This window comes from Streptomyces alkaliphilus, from assembly GCF_014141535.1.
Taxonomy (GTDB): domain Bacteria; phylum Actinomycetota; class Actinomycetes; order Streptomycetales; family Streptomycetaceae; genus Streptomyces; species Streptomyces alkaliphilus.
This window is the reverse complement of the sequence record NZ_VKHT01000019.1, coordinates 1-17,182: the sequence shown is the minus strand read 5'-3', so window position 1 is coordinate 17,182 and position 17,182 is coordinate 1. Positions and strand designations below refer to the sequence as shown.

At 70.4% G+C, this 17,182-nt stretch carries 17 protein-coding genes and 1 pseudogene; 8 read left to right on the top strand and 10 right to left on the bottom strand.

Annotated elements, in window-relative coordinates; genetic code table 11:
• Together FNQ90_RS01525 and FNQ90_RS01520 are read left to right on the top strand one after the other, a co-directional pair.
• On the top strand, positions 1 to 1,272 hold a 1,272-nt coding region (locus FNQ90_RS01525), incomplete at its 5' end, for a condensation domain-containing protein (RefSeq protein WP_228470785.1).
• Positions 1,273 to 1,579: 307 nt separating this feature from the next.
• Positions 1,580 to 2,350, top strand: coding sequence for a thioesterase II family protein (locus tag FNQ90_RS01520; protein WP_182604578.1), 771 nt, complete (start codon positions 1,580 to 1,582; stop codon positions 2,348 to 2,350).
• Positions 2,351 to 2,455: 105 nt separating this feature from the next.
• On the opposite strand, the gene FNQ90_RS01515 is transcribed toward FNQ90_RS01520, so the two are convergent.
• Positions 2,456 to 3,652, bottom strand: a complete 1,197-nt coding sequence (locus FNQ90_RS01515) for an ATP-grasp domain-containing protein (protein WP_182604577.1) — start codon at positions 3,650 to 3,652, stop codon at positions 2,456 to 2,458.
• A gap of 364 nt (positions 3,653 to 4,016) precedes the next feature.
• On the opposite strand from FNQ90_RS01515, the gene argC reads away from it, so the two are divergent.
• From argC to FNQ90_RS26930, 6 genes and pseudogenes are all read left to right on the top strand, one after another.
• Positions 4,017 to 5,045 carry an N-acetyl-gamma-glutamyl-phosphate reductase gene (gene argC / locus FNQ90_RS01510; RefSeq protein WP_194432139.1) on the top strand — a complete coding sequence of 343 codons (1,029 nt, stop codon included), beginning with the start codon at positions 4,017 to 4,019 and terminating at the stop codon, positions 5,043 to 5,045.
• Between the two features lie 21 nt (positions 5,046 to 5,066).
• Positions 5,067 to 5,939, top strand: a complete 873-nt coding sequence (locus tag FNQ90_RS01505) for a [LysW]-aminoadipate kinase (RefSeq protein ID WP_182604575.1) — start codon at positions 5,067 to 5,069, stop codon at positions 5,937 to 5,939.
• Positions 5,936 to 6,499 carry an adenylyl-sulfate kinase gene (cysC, locus tag FNQ90_RS01500; RefSeq protein ID WP_182604574.1) on the top strand — a complete coding sequence of 188 codons (564 nt, stop codon included), beginning with the start codon at positions 5,936 to 5,938 and terminating at the stop codon, positions 6,497 to 6,499. The genes FNQ90_RS01505 and cysC overlap by 4 nt, the downstream gene beginning before the upstream one ends.
• The gene (cysD, locus tag FNQ90_RS01495) at positions 6,496 to 7,443 is read left to right on the top strand and encodes a sulfate adenylyltransferase subunit CysD (RefSeq protein ID WP_407699295.1); all 948 of its coding nucleotides are present in this window, start codon (positions 6,496 to 6,498) and stop codon (positions 7,441 to 7,443) included. Before cysC ends, cysD begins: the two co-directional genes overlap by 4 nt.
• A 2-nt stretch (positions 7,444 to 7,445) precedes the next feature.
• Positions 7,446 to 8,801 (top strand): sulfate adenylyltransferase subunit 1, encoded by a 1,356-nt coding sequence (locus FNQ90_RS01490; protein WP_182604572.1) that lies wholly within the window; start codon positions 7,446 to 7,448, stop codon positions 8,799 to 8,801.
• Positions 8,802 to 8,954, top strand: a pseudogene (locus FNQ90_RS26930) (ABC transporter ATP-binding protein); the annotation flags it as partial.
• 317 nt (positions 8,955 to 9,271) lie between these two features.
• On the opposite strand, the gene FNQ90_RS01485 reads toward FNQ90_RS26930, so the two are convergent.
• The 9 genes from FNQ90_RS01485 to FNQ90_RS01445 all read right to left on the bottom strand — a co-directional run bounded on the left by FNQ90_RS01485 (position 9,272) and on the right by FNQ90_RS01445 (position 16,652).
• Entirely contained in the window at positions 9,272 to 9,625 is a 354-nt protein-coding gene (locus FNQ90_RS01485; RefSeq protein WP_228470784.1) for a VOC family protein, read from the bottom strand.
• Between the two features lie 146 nt (positions 9,626 to 9,771).
• Positions 9,772 to 10,455, bottom strand: coding sequence for a 4'-phosphopantetheinyl transferase family protein (locus FNQ90_RS01480; protein WP_182604570.1), 684 nt, complete (start codon positions 10,453 to 10,455; stop codon positions 9,772 to 9,774).
• A 262-nt stretch (positions 10,456 to 10,717) separates the two neighbouring features.
• Positions 10,718 to 10,915 carry a lysine biosynthesis protein LysW gene (locus tag FNQ90_RS01475; RefSeq protein ID WP_407699294.1) on the bottom strand — a complete coding sequence of 66 codons (198 nt, stop codon included), beginning with the start codon at positions 10,913 to 10,915 and terminating at the stop codon, positions 10,718 to 10,720.
• Positions 10,912 to 11,883 (bottom strand): transketolase family protein, encoded by a 972-nt coding sequence (locus FNQ90_RS01470; RefSeq protein WP_182604569.1) that lies wholly within the window; start codon positions 11,881 to 11,883, stop codon positions 10,912 to 10,914. Before FNQ90_RS01470 ends, FNQ90_RS01475 begins: the two co-directional genes overlap by 4 nt.
• Complete coding sequence (locus FNQ90_RS01465) at positions 11,880 to 12,722, bottom strand: transketolase (RefSeq protein ID WP_182604568.1); 843 nt, start codon at positions 12,720 to 12,722, stop codon at positions 11,880 to 11,882. Before FNQ90_RS01465 ends, FNQ90_RS01470 begins: the two co-directional genes overlap by 4 nt.
• Positions 12,719 to 14,014 (bottom strand): DegT/DnrJ/EryC1/StrS family aminotransferase, encoded by a 1,296-nt coding sequence (locus tag FNQ90_RS01460; protein ID WP_182604567.1) that lies wholly within the window; start codon positions 14,012 to 14,014, stop codon positions 12,719 to 12,721. Before FNQ90_RS01460 ends, FNQ90_RS01465 begins: the two co-directional genes overlap by 4 nt.
• Before the next feature lie 43 nt (positions 14,015 to 14,057).
• Positions 14,058 to 15,095, bottom strand: coding sequence for a BtrH N-terminal domain-containing protein (locus FNQ90_RS01455; RefSeq protein WP_182604579.1), 1,038 nt, complete (start codon positions 15,093 to 15,095; stop codon positions 14,058 to 14,060).
• A gap of 1 nt (position 15,096) precedes the next feature.
• Entirely contained in the window at positions 15,097 to 15,705 is a 609-nt protein-coding gene (locus FNQ90_RS01450; RefSeq protein ID WP_323379723.1) for a hypothetical protein, read from the bottom strand.
• Positions 15,706 to 15,920: 215 nt separating this feature from the next.
• Positions 15,921 to 16,652, bottom strand: coding sequence for a sulfotransferase-like domain-containing protein (locus FNQ90_RS01445; protein ID WP_182604566.1), 732 nt, complete (start codon positions 16,650 to 16,652; stop codon positions 15,921 to 15,923).
• Between the last annotated feature and the right edge of the window lie 530 nt (positions 16,653 to 17,182).

Here is a 17,182-nt window from a genome sequence, read left to right as displayed (position 1 = left end):
GCCCCAGCCCCGCTCTCCCGCGCCCAACAGCGCTTCTGGCTTGCGGAGATGAGCGCCCCGGGATCCGCGGACAACATGATCGTGCTGGCCTACGCACTCACCGGACCGCTTCGGCACGACCTGCTTCAGGCGGCCCTGAACGACGTCGTCGTGGCCCATCCGGCGCTGCGCACCATCTACCCGTGGCTCGACGAGGCTCCCCGGCAGCAGGTGCTCGCACCCGCGGGCGCGGCCCCCGTACTGGAACATGTCACACCTCCCGGTGCCGAGGGGATGCGGGAGGTGGCCGAAGCGGTAACGGCCGACTGGTGGACGAGGCCGTTCTCGCTGGAGGACGAGGTCCCGCTGCGGGTCCGGCTGTGCCGCCTGGCCGAGGACCGGCACCTGCTCTGCCTCCACGTGCACCACATCGCCTTCGACGGGTGGTCGGAGTCGGTGCTCGTCGACGAGCTGGCGCGCGCGTACGCGGCGCGGTCGGAGGGCCGGACGCACGAGGCGGCACCGGCGCTGTCGTACGGGGAGTTCAGTACCTGGGAAGCGACCCGCCTCGCGGACTGGGCCGGCCGCGATCTGCCCTTCTGGAAGGAGGAGCTGGCAGCGGTCCCGGCACCGTTCCTGCCCGCTCCCGCGCGGGCGGACACCGGCTCGCCGGCCCGGCTCGAACGGGTCCTGAAGGTCGACGCGCAGACCGTGCGGCGGCTTGAGCAGGCCGCCGCCCGCCGCGGCGGCCCTGCCCTGGCGGCGTTGCTCGCCGGCGCCACTCGCGCCCTGGCCCGCACCTTCGACGCCGGTGAGCTCGCGGTGGGCTCGGTGACCGCGGGCCGCTTCGACCCGGCCCTGGAGCCGGTGGTCGGCTACTTCGTCAACCCCTTCGCCGTGGTGCTCTCGCCCACGCACGACGGCAGCGCCGAGGAACTCCTGGACCGGGCGACCGCCCGGGTGCTGTCGCACCTCCAGCACGTACACACCCCGTTCGACGAGGTCGTCCGCGTCCTCGCGCCGCCCCGGGACCGTCACCCCTTCTTCCAGGCCTGGGTCGTCCTTCAGGGGTTGCCCCCGCACGGCAGCCTAGGCGGTCACGTGGCGGTCGAGCCGGTGCGGGTGCGCGCGCCCAGCACCGACATCGAGCTGGTACTGGAGGCCATCCCGGCTCCGGACGGCTCCTGGGACCTCGTCGTGCAGTGGCGTGCGGACGGGATCACCACCGCCCGGGCGGAGGAGCTTCTGGCCGAGCTGCACACCGCGCTCGGCGAGACCGCGGACTGCGCCTGAGGGAAGGGCACGCATGCGGACACGGACCGCGGCCCCGGGCCCGGGCCCGGCCGCGCGGAGGCCGACTCCGCGCGGCCGCGGAAGGCCCGTACGACGAACGCGTCAAATCCGGTGACCGCGTCGCCGCGCACGGCGCGTTCAACGGGGTGCTCCACGCCGACCGGCGGAGCAGTCCGCGCCGCGCGGACTGCTCATGCCTCGACGCGGACGGCCGGTTCGGCAGGCGCGACACATTCCTTCTCTCCCCGCTGGTCCGAGCCACCATACGACCGCGCAGGAGGACCGCAATCGAAAGGCCGGGGGATCCATGAGCCCGAACACGACGCAGCGGTGGCTGCGCCGCTTCCATCCCTGTCCCGACGCCCCCGTCCAGCTCCTGTGCCTGCCCCACGCGGGCGGCTCCGCGAGCTTCTACTTCCCGTTCTCACAAGCGCTCTCGGGCAGTGCCGAGGTGGTGTGCGTCCAGTACCCCGGCCGCCAGGAGCGCCATGACGAGCCCGGCATCACCGAGCTGCACACCCTGGCCGACCGGATCACCGAGGCCGTGGCGGAAGGGACGGACGACCGGCCGCTGGCCCTGTTCGGGCACAGTATGGGCGCCATGCTGGCCTTCGAGATCGCCGGCCGCCTCGAGGACGCGGGCACCACGGTCGCGACACTCTTCGCCTCCGGGCGGCGGGCCCCCTCCCACCGGTGCCCTCCGCGCAACGTGCACGGCTTCACCGACGAGCAGCTGGTGGCCGAGCTCGCGGCACTGGACGGGACCAACGCCGAACTGCTCAGCGATCCGGACGTGCTGCGTCTGATCCTTCCGGCGATCCGCAGCGACTACGAGGCGGTGGAGACCTACCGCTACCGACCGCGGCCGCCGTTGCGCTGCCCTGTCGTGGCGCTGGTCGGCGATCGTGATCCCCGCGTCGACCTCGACGAGGCCGCCGCCTGGGCGGACCACACCGCGCGGTCCTTCGCTCTCCAGGTGTTCTCCGGCGGCCACTTCTACCTGTCCTCCCGGCAGGCCGCGGTGGTCGGGCTGATGCGGCAGCACCTGACCGCGTCCACCCTGCTCGGCGCCGGCTGACCTTTCGTCCGCGGACACCGGCCGAGCCGGCCGGCGCGGAATGAAGTCCGGTCCGCCACCTTTGCGGGTGGCGGACCGGACTTCCCGTACGGTCGAGCGGGCCGGTTACGGCCTGACGCGGTACTCGAAGGTGTCGAGCGCCTTCGTCGCATGCTCCCGCAGTTCCTCCACGGAGTCCGCGGTGAGGGTGAGCGAGAGGAAGAAGTTCTCCTTGTTCAGCTGGGTCACCCGGTAACCGTCGGACAGGCGCACGCTGATGATGCCGGGCAGGGCGAGCAGGTCCGCCTCGGTGGTGACGGCCTCGACCGTGCCGATCTCCTCGGCCTCCAGCTCCACGTTGCCGAACATCGGCTGCTCGCGCATCGGCCCCAGCTCCTGCGGCGCGTACTCGCCCAGCGCCATGGAGACGACCGCCGCGATCACGTCGATGCCGTAGAGGGCCTGGATGGACGCGGGGACCCCCGTGTGAAAACCGCCGGCCCGGGGGTTGATCTCAACGAGCTCGGTCCGGCCGTCCCGCGAGCTCCGGCCCTCGAAGTGCAGCCAGATCTGGTCCAGGCCCCGGTCGGCGCACAGCGTGTTGATCGCCTCGCACAGGGCGCGCACGCCGTCCCGCACGTGACTCTGCCGGGGTGGGTGGAACGAGAGCCCCGCATCATGGTGCTTGGCGTCGTTGTGGTCTGCCTTCTCGATCGCGAGGAGCGGGTGGAAGCGGCCGTTCAGCACGGGACCGTCCACGGAGAACTCGGTGCCGGGCACGAACTCCTCGGCGATCAGCTCCACGTCGCCCGCCCCGGACTCCTCCAGGTGCTTCAGGTAGGCCAGCAGCTCGTCCCGGTCGTCCACCCGCTGGACCATGTACGAGGCCGCCGACTCCCGCGCGGGCTTGACGATGGCGGGGAAGAAGTCCACCGACCTCGGGTCGCCGGAGAACTTGATGTCGGACAGGCCCAGGGCACGCATGTGCTCCCTGACCAGGGTCTTGCTCGCCAGCACGGCACGGCCGGCACCGCCACCGGGAAGGCCGTAATGCGTGGTGAGCGCGATGCTCCACTCGATGAGCTTCTCGACCATGTTGACGACGGCGATCGGCTCGATGCCCCGCTCGCCGATCCGGGCCGTGAGGGCCGACAGCTCCTCGCTGTCCCAGTCGAACACGATGTGGTCGTCGCAGAGGCCGGCATGGGGATCGTCCGGCAGGCCGGAGACCAGCACCGGTCGCAGATCGCGAGCCCGCAGCTCCGCGACCGCGGCAGGCACGTTGCCGATGGCTATCCAGGAGAGGACGAGCACGGATTTCATGTCACGGGCCTCCGGAGGCTTTCGGAAAGGAAATTCTGATGACGCGCGAAAAACAATACTGACACGCGCGGAGGCCGGACCGAATAAGCGAGACGACTACGCGGGACGAATCCGTCGCGCAGGGGTGAGCCCTGGAGGCGGCCTCACCGCGGTTCGTGAACGCGGGGCCGCCCGGGAGTAATCGTTGCGCGTACCCGGTCCACCCTCGCGTAAGCCGGATCGTCGTGGTGGATGAGCCTGTCGCGGACGCGTGGAATGCGGATGGGTTCGTAGGTTGCATTTCCATGTGATGGCTTGGATGTGCCGTCCGGTTGGTCGAGCACTTTCTCTACGGAGGTCCTGTGGTGATCGTGGTGGAGGCGTGATGCGGGTGGTGGTGGCCGGCGCGGCCGGCTATATCGGCGGGGAATTGTTGCGGCTACTGATCGGTCATCCCGAGGTCGAGGTGGTGGGCGCGGTCTCCTCGCGTTTCCCCGGCAAGCGGGTCGATGGGGTGCACCCGAATCTGCGGGCCTCCACCGATATGCTGTTCTGCTCCGCCGACGAGGTCGCCGAGTGCGATGCGGTCTTCCTGGCCCTGCCGCACCGGGCTGTGATGACCCAGATCGAGTACTGGACCCAGCGGGCCAAACTCGTCATCGACCTGACCGGTGACTTCCGCCTCAACGACACGAAGGTCTTCGAGCGCTACTACGGCAGTGAACACCGGGCCCCGCATCTGCTGGACGCCTTTGTGCCCGGCCTGCCCGAACTGCACCGCGAGCGGCTGCGCGGCACGGACCTGATCAGCGTGCCCGGCTGCATGGCCACGGCCGGCGTCCTCGCCCTCCACCCGCTCGTCGCGCACGAACTGATCGACACGGAGGCGGGCGTCCAGCTCGACGCCCGCACCGGCTCAAGCGGCTCCGGTTCCACCGCCGGTCCGGCGAACCTGCACGCCGAACGCAGCGGCGCGATGCGCGTGTTCGCCCCCACCGGCCACCGCCACGAGGCCGAGATCTCCCAACACCTGGGAATTCCCGCGGCGATGACGGCCACCGGTGTCGAGGCCGTCCGCGGGGTCCAGACGATCGCTCACACCACCTTGCGCCCCGGCGTCGGCAAATCCGATCTCCGGCGGGCCTTCCGCGAGCAGTACGCCCGGGAACCCTTCGTACGTGTCGTCGCCCACCAGCGCGGCATCTTCCGCTACCCCGACCCGAAGATCCTTCTGGGATCCAACTACTGCGACGTCGGTTACGCCCTCGACGAGGACACCGGACGCCTGACCACCATCGGCGCCCTCGACAACCTGGTCAAGGGCGGTGCGGGCAACGCCGTCCAGTGTCTCAACATCCGCATGGGCTGGCCCGAGACCTTCGGCCTCACCTTCCCGGGCCTCCACCCCCTCTAGCCCTCGCCCACCGGAGAGACCGTGACCACTACACCACTCACCGTCGTCAAATGCGGCGGCAATCCGGCCGTCGACGCCGCGGGCGTCTGTGCGGACATCGCCCGACTCGTCCGCGAGGGGCACTCCATCGTCCTGGTCCACGGAGGCTCCGGAGAGATCAAGCGGCTCGCCGGGGAACTCGGCGTCCCGCAGCGGACCCTCGTCGCCCCGGACAACGTCTCCACGCGCTACACCGACCCGGCCACGCTCGACGTGGTCGTCCTCGCGCTGGCCGGCGCGGTCAAACCCGCACTGGTCGCGGAACTCGCCCGCCACGAGGTGCCCGCGGTCGGACTCACCGGCATGGACGGCGGCATGCTCCGCGCCCGCCGCAAGTCCGTCATCCGCTCCGTCGTCGACGGCCGTACCGTGCTGATCCGTGACAACCACAGCGGCCGGATCACCACGGTCCGCACCGAACTGCCCCAAGCGCTGCTGCGTCTCGGCTACGTCCCGGTCGTCTCGCCACCCGCCATCGACGAGCACGACCACCCGGTCAACGTCGACGCCGACCGCGCCGCGGCGGCGCTCGCCGTCGCACTCGGCGCCGACCGGCTGCTGCTGCTCACCGGGGCACCCGGCGTACTCGCCGACCCCGACGACCCCACCAGCGTGCAGAGCACCCATCGCATATCCCCGACCGGTCCGCCCGACCGCTCCGCCACCGGCGGCATGGCGCTCAAGCTCATCGCCGCACGTGAAGCACTCACCGGCGGAGTCGGCACCGTGCGCATCGCTGACGGACGCTCCCCCGCCCCCGTCAGCCGGGCACTCGCAGGAGCCGGCACCACCGTGCGTATCGCCCCCGCCGAGGAGCCGGTCCCCGGCACACGCGAAACGGAGATCCGCGCATGACCGAACCGAAGGACAAACCAGCCGTGTGGCAGGGCGGCACGGTCTGGCTGACCGGGCTGCCGAGTGCGGGCAAGACCACGATCGCGGTGGGCCTCGCCGAGCGGCTGCGGGCCGGGGGGCACCGGGTGCAGGTGCTCGACGGTGACGAGATCCGTGCGGCGCTCTCGGCGGAACTGGGCTTCTCGAAGGAGGACCGGGACACCAACGTCCGCCGGATCGGCTACGTGTCCGGGCTGCTCGCCGCGCACGGTGTCACCGTGTTGGTGCCGGTCATCGCTCCCTACGCGATGTCGCGGGAGGCCGTGCGGGACCAGCACGCCGCACAGGGCGTCCCCTATGTGGAGGTGCACGTGGCGACTCCGGTGGAGATCTGCGCGGACCGGGACGTAAAGAGCCTCTACGCCCGGCAGGCCGCGGGCGAGATCAGCGGCCTCACCGGCGCGGACGACCCCTACGAGGCGCCGGTCGCCCCCGACCTCCGTATCCACACGCAGGACCGGACCGTCGAGGAGTCGGTCCGGCAGGTGCACGCGGTGCTCACCGAGCGAGGTCTGTCATGACCGTGGTGACCCCGGCCGTGCCCACCGGCCCGCGGCACACTCCGGTGCCGCCCCCGATGACTCACCTCGAAGCGCTGGAAGCCGAGGCGGCCCATATCTTCCGCGAGGTGGCGGGGGAGTTCGACCGGTCGACGCTGCTGTTCTCCGGCGGCAAGGACTCGATCGTCATGCTGCACGTGGCGCTCAAGGCGTTCGCCCCCGCGCCGCTGCCGTTCTCGCTGCTGCACGTGGACACCGGCCACAACTTCCCCGAGGTGATCGCCTACCGCGACCACGTCGTCGAGCGGTACGGCCTCCACCTCGATGTGGCGTCCGTGCAGGCGTACATCGACGACGGAAGGCTCCGCGAGCGCCCCGACGGCACCCGCAATCCACTGCAGACCGTTCCACTGCTCGACGCGGTCCGTGCCGGCCGCTTCGGCGCGGTGTTCGGCGGCGGAAGGCGGGACGAGGAGAAGGCGCGTGCCAAGGAGCGGGTGTTCAGCCTGCGGGACGGGTTCGGCGGCTGGGACCCGCGCCGGCAGCGGCCCGAGCTGTGGCAGCTGTACAACGGCCACCACCAGCCGGGCGAGCACGTCCGGGTCTTCCCCCTGTCCAACTGGACCGAGCTGGACGTCTGGCAGTACATCGAGCGGGAAGAAATCGAATTGCCGGAGATCTACTTCGCGCACCGGCGCCAGGTGTTCCGGCGCGACGGCATGTGGTTGGCGTCCGGTGCGTGGGGCGGCCCCCGGGACGGTGAGTCCCTGTGCGAGCGCCGGGTCCGCTACCGGACGGTCGGCGACATGTCCTGCACCGGCGCGATCGACTCCTCGGCCTCGACGGTGGGCGCCGTGATCACGGAGCTCGCGGCGAGCCGGGTCACCGAGCGCGGTGCGAGCAGGGCCGACGACCGGCTGTCCGAGGCCGCCATGGAGGACCGCAAGCGAGAAGGGTACTTCTAGATATGACAACGGGCGTCACGGACAAGGTCGTTCCGAGTGATGCGCCCGACCGGCTTCCGGGCGGCCTGCTGCGGCTGGCCACCTGCGGCTCGGTCGACGACGGCAAGTCCACCTTGGTCGGACGGCTGCTGTACGACACCAAGTCCGTTCTTGCCGACCAGGCGTCGGCCATCGAGGAGGCTTCGCGCAGGCGGGGCCGGGACGGGCCCGACCTGGCGCTGCTCACCGACGGCCTGCGGGCCGAGCGCGAGCAGGGCATCACCATCGACGTGGCCCACCGCTACTTCGCCACCGCCCGGCGCCGGTTCATCCTGGCCGACACCCCCGGACACGTGCAGTACACCCGCAACATGGTGACCGGCGCCTCCACCGCCGACCTCGCCATGGTCCTGGTCGACGCCCGCAACGGCGTCATCGAGCAGACCCGCAGGCACGCGGCGGTCGCCGCCCTGCTCCGTGTCCCGCACGTGGTGCTCGCCGTCAACAAGATGGACCTGGTGGCCTACCGGGAGACGGTCTTCGCCGCGATCATCGAGGAATTCACGGCGTACGCGAGCGAGCTGGGCGTGCCCGAGATCACCGCGATCCCGATCTCGGCCCTGGCCGGCGACAACGTGGTGGAGCCGTCCGCCCATATGGACTGGTACGGCGGTCCAACCGTTCTGGAGCACCTGGAGACGGTCCCGGTCAGCCAGGACGTGACCTCCCACCACGCGCGCCTTCCCGTGCAGTACGTGATCCGCCCGCAGACCGCCGAGCGCCCCGACTACCGGGGCTACGCCGGCCAGATCGCGGCCGGTACCCTCCGGGTCGGCGAGCCGGTGACCGTACTGCCCTCGGGCCGTACGTCCAAGGTCTCCGGGATCGACCTGCTCGGCCGGTCCGTGGAGATGGCCTGGACGCCGCAGTCGGTCACCCTCCTCCTGGAGGACGACATCGACGTCTCGCGCGGCGATCTGATCGTGCCGACCGGTGACGCGCCCGCCACCACGCAGGACGTCGAGGCGACCGTCTGCCACGTCGCCGACCGACCCCTGACGATCGGTCAGCGGGTGCTGCTCAAGCACACCACCCGCACCGTCAAGGCGATCGTCCAGGAGATCCCGTCCCGGCTCACCCTGGACGACCTCTCCCACCACCCGGACCCCGGGCAGCTGGTCGCCAACGACATCGGCCGGATCAAGGTGCGCACCGCCGAGCCGCTCGCGCTCGACCCCTACGCCGACTCGCGCCGCACCGGTTCCTTCCTCCTGATCGACCCGGCGGACGGCACCACGCTCGCGGCCTGCATGGCGGGCGACTCCTTCGTCGCCGCCGAGGACGCGTTCACGGCGGGCGGGGAGGGTTGGGACTTCTGAGGGTCATCGACGTGCGGGCGGCCTTTCCACCCGGCGGCGGGCCTCGACCGGCCGACCGCGGGGACCATCGAGACGCCGGGCGGCCGGCCCGCGCCGATGTTCCGGGAGCACACGCTGTTCCCGTGGCTCACCGCGGGGAAGAACGCGGACATGCCGGGCATCTTCCTCGCGATCATCCTCATCCTGATCGTCGGCATCGCCATCGACCGCCTGATCCTCAGCCCGCTGGAGCGCCGGGTGCCGCGCCGCCACGGCCTGCCGGTCAGGGGCCGAGCCGGTCAGGGGCCGAGCCGGTCAGGGGCCGAGCCGGTCAGGGGCCGAGGGCGCCGCCGGGCGCGGACCGGACCCCCGGAAAGACCCTCGGCGGTCACGACTGCCGCGCCCCGGTGCGGCGGATACGGTCCACGCCCCCGGGCCGCGCGTGGGCGAAACCGTCAGGCATCTTCGCTCGACCGGGTGACCGGTCGGGCTCAGCTCCTCGGCTCGGACAGGACGCAGAATTCGTTGCCCTCCGGATCGAAGAGGGTCACCCAGTGCTGTCCTTCCTGCACGGGGCCGGCGCGCCGGGCACCGAGGGAGACCAGCCGGTCGACCTCGGCCTCGTGGTCATCGGGACGGAAGTCGGGATGGAGCCGGTTCTTCGCCACCTTGCCCTCGGGTACGGGGACGAAGAGCAGCCCCGGCATCCGGTCCGGCTCGGGCCGGATCTCGATGATCTCCTCGGTTTCGTCGACCACGACCCAGCCGAGAGCCGCGGCCCACCACTGCCCGAGGGAGATGGGGTCAAAGGAGTCGACGGTGATCTGTTCCCATTCGAGTGCCATGGGTGTGAGCATAAACAGTCGGCCGGATGCCGGGGCGCGGGGTGACGACCACTCACCGTCGGTCCGGTGTGCGAATTGTGTCCCGCGGTGGCCGTTCGCGTGTCCGAACTCGCCGCCCCCTCGCCGCCCGGCGACAACACCGCGGATCAGCTGTCCGTAGCTCCCGTGTCCGAGTACGTCGGAAGGGCACGGTGAATGCGGAGCGTGCGGGAATTCGGGGAATTCACCGCGACGGCAGCGGCGTAACCGGTTGCCAGGGGCAGGTCGGTGAGGCGCCACCCCGGAAGGTCGCCGCGTACGTCGTCCGCCGCGAGGCCGCGGCCGAGGCCGGTGCCCAGGCCCTTGAGATAGGCCTCCTTGCGGGCCCACAGGCGGGCGAAGACCGCCGACCGGTCTTCCGGAGCCGCGGCCTCGACGTCCGCGCATTCCGACGGGTGCAGCAGTGGCGCCAGCTGCTCCGCGACCTCGGGCTCCGGCATGGGTTCCGCGTCGATGCCGATCGCGACGGGTGCGACTCCGATCAGTACCAGATCCTGGCTGTGGGAGAGGGAGAATTCCGTGGAGGCCGAGGTCAGTACGGGCCGCCCGTGCGGCTCCCGACAGCATGGACAGGGGGCGCGGGTGAAGCGAAGCGCATCGGGTGCCACGCCGGTCAGGCCGGACAGGGCCGTACGGAGCGCCACGTGGGCAAACCCGTAGAGCGTACGGTCACGGCCGTGGATGAAGGCCGCCATGCGACGGCGTTCCCGCTCGTCCAGAACGGACGGGTTGAGCGAGGACTCCGTGACGCCGGCCGGAATCCGCAGCACCCATATGTGCACCTCGCTCATATCGCCCGCTTCGGTGCCCATGCGGAGTGCTGTTGTTGTGCCCGTGATGGGCATGCTTCCACAAATGTCGACAGCCGTTCTCTCCCGTGGGTGTCCGGTGATCCCGTATGCGGTGCCCGAGGGACGTGCCGGCTCCGGGGAGGCGGACCCGGTCCTCGGGGCCGGCTCCGAAGGCCTGCCGCTGGAGGACCGGGTCCTGCCGCGTCGTCGACCGTGTGGAAGCCGAGTGCGGAGCCCGGTTTCGACGTCGACTCGGAACCGACTATTCGCCCCAGTCCTCTTCGACCTCCGGCGCGAGAGCGAGCATCGTGGGGTTCAGCGCCACGATCTCCAGTTCGCTGCGGCAGCCCCCGCACTCCAGGATCTCGTTGAGCCGTACCGAATCGCTGATCTGCACCTGCTCCTCGCACTCCGGGCAGGCCTGCCCGGAGGCCACGGTCTCGGTCGTGGTCATGGTCATGGGACGTATTCCTTCCGATCGGTCCTCCCGGAGCGGGCCGTCGTGTCGAGGGCCGTACGGACCGCCCTCACGACCCGCTCCGCGGTGAGGTCGTAATGTGCGACGAGGTGTTCCTGGTTGCCCACCTCGTCGACGAACTTGTCGGGCATGCCGAGCCTCAGCACCCGGGTGGGTGCCTCCTCCGCCAGTGTCTCGGCCACCGCGCCACCGAGGCCGCCGCTGCGCCAGTGCTCTTCCAGCGTCACCACGAGCGAGGCGGGCCGGGCCGCGGCCACCAGGGCCTCCGTATCGAACGGGCACAGGGTGTGCATGTTCAGCACGGTGGCCCCGATGCCCTGTCCGGCGAGGACCTCCGCCGCCGCGAGGCAGGCGAGCACCGGGTAGGGACCGCAGGCGGCGAGCACCAGGTCGCCGCCCTGCCGAAGGGTCTGCGCCTGCCCGATGACGGGTGGCGGGGCCGTCACCGGCAGTGCCGGGGTCGGTTTGCGACCGAGCCGGACGTAGAGCGGTCCGGCCACGTTCGGGCTCTGCTCGACGAACGCCTCGGTGGCGGCGGCGTCGGCAGGCACCACCACGGTCATTCCGGGCAGTACCCGCATCACGGCGAGGTCTTCCAATGCCTGGTGCGTCGGTCCGAGGTGGCCCGCGGCGAGACCGCCGTGCGTGGCCATGATGCGGACGGGCAGCCCGTTGTAGGCGATGTCGATCTTGACCGCTTCCAGTGCCCGGGACGTGGCGAAGGCGGCCATCGTGTTGACGAACGGGATCCGCCCGCTCGCGGCCATTCCGGCAGCCATGCCCATCAGATTGTGCTCGGCGATGCCGAGGTTGAGGTACTGGTCGCCGGCCGCCACCGCGTAGTCGGCGTTGAACAGCCCGGTGTCGGAGTCCAGGCACATCAGTTCGGGATATCGGTGCAGCAGGGGAAGCAGACGGTCCCGGTACGCCTCTCGGGTCGCGCGGCTCATCCGGTGGCCTCCATGGCGTGCAGTGCGCGGACCGCCCGGGCGTGATTGCGCGGTGACAGGCTCACGTAGTGACTGGCGCTGCGGCCGGCGAGGAACGGCAGGCCCTGGCCCTTGACCGTGCGAGCGATCAGCACGCTCGGTTTGCCCGGTTCCCACGGCGCGGCGTCGAGATGGTCCGCAAGTCCGCCCGGGTCATGGCCGTCCACGTCGCGGACCGCCCAGCCGAAACTCCGCCAGCGGTCGGCCAGCGGTTCCATCGGCGCGATGCCCTCGGTGGCGCCGGTCAGCTGAAGGCCGTTGCGGTCCACCACCGCCACCAGCCGGTCGAGGCGCAGCGACGCGGCCGCGATGGCCGCCTCCCACACCGAGCCCTCCTGGAGCTCGCCGTCGCCGAGCAGGACAAAGGTGCGCGCGTCCCGGTCGGCGTACCGGGCGGCCAGCGCGAACCCGCAGCCCAGCGCGAGTCCGTGACCGAGCGAACCGGTCGGCATCTCCACACCGGGCACCGCGCGGACCGGATGGCCCATCAGCCTGCTGCCGGGGCGGCCGTATCCGGCGAGTTCCCCGACCGGGAAGAAGCCCCTCTCGGCCAGCGTCGCGTAGAGACCGACGGCGGCATGGCCCTTGCTGAGCAGGAAGCGGTCGCGGCCCGGGTCGTCCGGCCGCCGCGGGTCCACGTTCAGCACCGAGAAGTACAGGGCGGCGAGGATGTCGGCGCTGGAGAACGCGCCGCCGAGGTGGCCGCCCTCGGGCCCTGCGCACATGTCGACGACGTGGGCCCGGATGCGTGCGGCGACCGCGTCCAGGGTGTCCCGCTCCTGTGCCCGGAGGACGGTCATGAGGCCGCCTTCGCGAGCGTGGCCACCATGTCCCTGTTCGCCCACACCTTCTCGAAGGCGTCGGCGTACAGGTCGAGCAGTTCGCCGGCGCCCGGGTGCAGATGGCGCTTCTGCACCGTGAGCGAGTCGGCGATGACCGCCCGGGTCACCGGGTAGTCCTCACCCGCGGTCGTGCCGGGCGCGCCGGTCACGGACCACGGGTAGCCGGAACCGAAGCCGACGCGGTCCGAGAAGACCTTCTGGTCGGGCAGCGGAATCAGCTGGTACTGCGACATCGGCACCCCCTCGGCGCGCAGCAGCCGCCGCAGGGCCGAGCGCAGCGCCTCGGGCCGCACACCGTCGAGGCCGAACGCGGCGGGGTCGAAGCGGAAGCGCAGGATGTGCCAGGCGTGGGTGGTGCCCGGCAGCGCGGTCGGCACCGTCAGGCCCGGCAACTCGGCCAGGCGTGCGAGGAAGCCGGTGACGTTCTCCTGCCGGGCCCGCTCGTAGGCGTCGAACCGGTCGAGTTGCGCGAGGGTGAACGCGGCCTGGAGGGCGTTCATCTTGTAGTTCCAGCCCAAGCCGTACGAGATGTAGTCGCGGTCCCGGCCGGCATCGATGTCCTCGCCGAACTGCCGTCCGCGGCGCATCCTGGCGGCCAGTTCGGCGTCCCGGGTGACCAACAGGCCGCCCTCGCCGCAGGTCGGGATGTTCTTGCTGACCTGAAGGCTGAAGGCGCCCGCCTCACCGATCGCGCCGACCGGGCGTCCGCGGTGGGTCGCGCCGGGAGCCTGGGCGGCATCCTCGACGATCGCGAGGTCGTACCTGCGGGCGATCGCGGTGAGCCGGTCCATGTCGGCGGGCGCGCCGTGCAGATGAACGGGGATGATCGCCTTGGTCCGGGGGGTGATCCGGCGCTCGACATCATCCGGGTCGATGTTGAAGGTGACCGGGTCTATGTCGGCGAAGACCGGTACCGCCATCTGGTGCACGGGGGCGAGCCCGGTGGCGATGAAGCTGAACGCGGGCACGATCACCTCGTCACCGGGACCGATGCCCAGCGCGGCAAGGGCGAGGGCCAGGGCCGCCGTGCCGCTGGACACCGCGACGCAGGCCTCGTGGCCGAAGCGGCGGGCCCAGTCCTCCTCGAGTCGGGACACCGCGTTCACACCATCGGTGTCGGACACCAGGCGCGGGCCGTCGAGTGCGTCGAGGACGGCCTTGCGGTCCTCGTCCTCGATCAGCGGCCACTGCACATGGCGCCAGTCCCTCGGCACGGTCGCCGTACCGCCGAACGCTGCCAGCTTGCTCATCACTCTCCAGTCCGCTCGGTCACGGAGGTCGGTCCAGGTACGTTCACAGCCGCGCCGCCGCCGCGACGACAGCGTCGACCGCGCGCGCGTAGGCGGCGCGCAGCAGCGTGGCATGGTGCTCGATGTCGGGCGCGACCGCACGCGGGTCGCCGTGGCCGTGCGCGCCGGTGAACCGCAGCCCGGTCCACGCGTGGGCGACGGTCTCGACCGCGCGGCCCGCCCCGGCGAGCACCGCGTCGTCCCAGTCGCGGCCGCAGCGGCGCAGCAGTTCGCCGTGGAGCGAGGCCTGCGCCTGCATGGCCCAGCCGAACGGGTACAGATCGCGCAGCACGCCCGTGTCTCCCGCCCGGCACCGCTCCATCAGTTCCCCGACGAACGCGTCGTAGCCGGCGAGCCCGGTACGGGCGGAGGTCTCCGTGGTGAAGCCCTCGATGTCGGTGCGCAGATAGCCGCCCAGCAACTCCGGTGTCAGGGAGGCCGGTTGTGCGCCGAGGCTGACATCGAGGCAGCGCCGGCCGATCTCCGAGTCACTGAAGAAGGCATCCTGCGCGTCGGTCGGATTGGCCGAGCCCCAGCTGCGCAGGAACTCCTCGATGGGCACGGCGCCACGGAAGGCGGGCGGCATCGCGTCCGAGACATGGACCACGCCACGCGTCTCGTCCAGGCCGTAGATCACCACGAGGTGCGCGGCGTGCACATCCCCGTACGCGGGCCTGAAGGGCAGGTGGAAATTGTCCACGGCGGCGATGACGAGCCGGTCGTCGGCCAGCCGCTCGCGCACCTCGCGCCACACGTCACCCTCGTCGGCGGGCTGCCACCAGCGGGCACTCAGGTCGTGGTGCGGGGCAAGGGCGCGGCCCAACTGCCCTTCGACACAGGGGTAGTAGAACTCCTCGGACCTGACGTCACCCGGCAGGTGCAGGAACTGCCACCCCGCGCCGAGTACGGCCAGCGGGTCGGCTCCCTCGCGAGCCAGCATCGAACCACACGTGGCCTGCAGGCAGCTGATGAGGTCGCGATACCAGAGCTCGGGCTCAGGACCGGTGATCGTGTATGTGCGTGCTGTCGCCTCGACGGTCATGTCAGGACTCCGTCCGCTGCAGGGTGAGGGCGAAGACATGCACCGCGACGTTGCGGGGCAGCAGGATGCCGGTGAGGCCGGTGCGCCGGGTCACAGGGATCCGCTGGGCCCACATGACCGCGGGGATGCCGCGCTGCACGTGGTGCGGATAGTGCATGACGAGGCTCTCGAAGGCCTTGATCTCGCCGAACCACGCGGGCGCCGCCCAGAAGTCGGAGACCCGAAGCGCTTCCGCGTCGACCGAACCGTCGGCGAAGTTCAGCTGGACGGTGTCCTCGCTGCGACGCTCGGACGCGGCCAGCACGTGGATCCAGTCGTAATGGCCCTCCGGGACGCGGATGAACTGGCCGGCGCAGCGGACGTTGTCCGGTCCTTCGCAGAGAGGGGGGAACCGGAAGGGGACGCCGTCCACGTGGACGAGACTTCCGCCCGCGGGCAGGTATTCGGCGGCGAAGGAATTCCTCCACACATTGAATTCACCTGCCTTGGTCTCCGTTGCCGCGGAAACAGCCGTGTTGTTGCGATGACCGGAGATATCGACCGTTTCACACAGTCCGCTTCTGACGGGGAACACCGAAGCTTCCATCACGTCGCACGCGTCACGCAACACCTTTTTTTGATGCCATGCACTTCTGGTGGAGGGTACCAAATTCTCCGTCAAGTTACCCGCCTCACTAAGAACCATCTCAAGTCTCAACAGTCCAGGGGTACCGAGGGTTGGGCCGTCGGTCATTCTTTCTGCCCACGCCCCGATGACCTTGCCTGCCCGAATCGCCGTTCCGTTCACGTTCCGGATGATCATTTTGATCATTCCTGGTGGGACGCTCACGGTCGCAGCGCGGCAGCACGCAGCTTTTCGTAGTACGGCATGTGATAGTCGCGGTAGACCCTCAGTTTCGGGTCCGCCGCGACGGACTCGGCCGTCGCGCCCGAGCTGCGCTCGAAGCCGGCGGTCCGGCTGGTCGATTGGTGCCACCTACCGGTCGACCGCCACTCCGAGCGCATGCCCGGCTGCCAGTTCAGCGCCTCCGGGACGAAGGGGATGCCGACCGCCTCGCAGTACATGCGCACGGTCTCGGCCGGGCGGTCGAGCAGATCGTCGGAGTCGATCACGACCGGTGTGGTTCCGGTGGCGGCCTGCACCGCGGTGAAGATCTCGTACAGCCACGCGAAGCCGATCTCGTCGCGGCCGAGATCCGGGTTCAGCTTGTGGTGAGAGGCGATGGCCTCGGCCGGATCGCGAATGATGAACGTGTGGGTCGCGGCCGCGAGGAAATCCTCGTCGGCGAGGAGCGCCGGGTAGTGGAAGTCCGTCGTGTCCTTGAAGAACACCGGCTTGGACGCGGCGATCGCGCGCAGCGCCGTGAGCACGCCCCGCTCGTCGTGCGCGATCCGGTCACCCACCTCCACCTCGCCGAAATCGACCACCCGGGAGAGCGGTTCGTGCACGACGGCATGGTCGTCGCGCTCGGTCATCATCCGCGCGAACGCGGTGGACCGGCAGCGCGGCGCGCTCCACAAAGCCAGTACCGGGATCCTTTCCGGTGTGCGTCCCACGATTTCCCCCTCTACTCCTGTGTGCCGTGAACTCCTCCGGCGGATTCCGGAATCCGGACCAGCGTGACACGGCATGGACGGGCACCGGGTAATCGGAGCTTGTAGCCGTACGGGGGTGGGTCAGCGGGGTGTGTCCCGGTGATTGAACTTGTCGCGGACGCCCGGTGGGCGATGTGCTCGTAGCTTCTTTTCCGTGCGGCGGGTCGGTTGTGCCGTCCGGGGTTGGTCAGTGGTCCTAGTACGGAGGTCACGTGTCAGCGACACCAGAGCGCCCGGGTGGCTGCGGAATCACGGTGCTTGCGAGCAGGGTCGGTGCGGACGAGAAGAGGCTGTTCGACGCATTCGACCGACGCGGTGGAGGGGTTCCCCGGGTGGATGTCGCGAATCACATCGTGGGTCATCCACTGGATCGGATGCGGCGATGAACTGGGCTTTCACTCCATCGGGAAATGTGACCGAGACGTATGCGGCAGGACTGCTTCGGGCGATGCTGGAGATTCCCTCCCCGTCGTACCAGGAGCGCGCGCTGG

What these genes read in the sequence shown, in the direction of transcription:
- FNQ90_RS01520 (WP_182604578.1), top strand. Translation starts at nt 1,580, where the DNA reads ATGAGCCCGAACACGACGCAGCGGTGGCTGCGCCGCTTCCATCCCTGT.
- FNQ90_RS01515 (WP_182604577.1), bottom strand. Translation starts at nt 3,652, where the DNA reads ATGAAATCCGTGCTCGTCCTCTCCTGGATAGCCATCGGCAACGTGCCT.
- argC (WP_194432139.1), top strand. Translation starts at nt 4,017, where the DNA reads ATGCGGGTGGTGGTGGCCGGCGCGGCCGGCTATATCGGCGGGGAATTG.
- cysC (WP_182604574.1), top strand. Translation starts at nt 5,936, where the DNA reads ATGACCGAACCGAAGGACAAACCAGCCGTGTGGCAGGGCGGCACGGTC.
- cysD (WP_407699295.1), top strand. Translation starts at nt 6,496, where the DNA reads ATGACCGTGGTGACCCCGGCCGTGCCCACCGGCCCGCGGCACACTCCG.
- FNQ90_RS01490 (WP_182604572.1), top strand. Translation starts at nt 7,446, where the DNA reads ATGACAACGGGCGTCACGGACAAGGTCGTTCCGAGTGATGCGCCCGAC.
- FNQ90_RS01485 (WP_228470784.1), bottom strand. Translation starts at nt 9,625, where the DNA reads ATGGCACTCGAATGGGAACAGATCACCGTCGACTCCTTTGACCCCATC.
- FNQ90_RS01480 (WP_182604570.1), bottom strand. Translation starts at nt 10,455, where the DNA reads ATGAGCGAGGTGCACATATGGGTGCTGCGGATTCCGGCCGGCGTCACG.
- FNQ90_RS01475 (WP_407699294.1), bottom strand. Translation starts at nt 10,915, where the DNA reads ATGACCATGACCACGACCGAGACCGTGGCCTCCGGGCAGGCCTGCCCG.
- FNQ90_RS01470 (WP_182604569.1), bottom strand. Translation starts at nt 11,883, where the DNA reads ATGAGCCGCGCGACCCGAGAGGCGTACCGGGACCGTCTGCTTCCCCTG.
- FNQ90_RS01465 (WP_182604568.1), bottom strand. Translation starts at nt 12,722, where the DNA reads ATGACCGTCCTCCGGGCACAGGAGCGGGACACCCTGGACGCGGTCGCC.
- FNQ90_RS01460 (WP_182604567.1), bottom strand. Translation starts at nt 14,014, where the DNA reads ATGAGCAAGCTGGCAGCGTTCGGCGGTACGGCGACCGTGCCGAGGGAC.
- FNQ90_RS01455 (WP_182604579.1), bottom strand. Translation starts at nt 15,095, where the DNA reads ATGACCGTCGAGGCGACAGCACGCACATACACGATCACCGGTCCTGAG.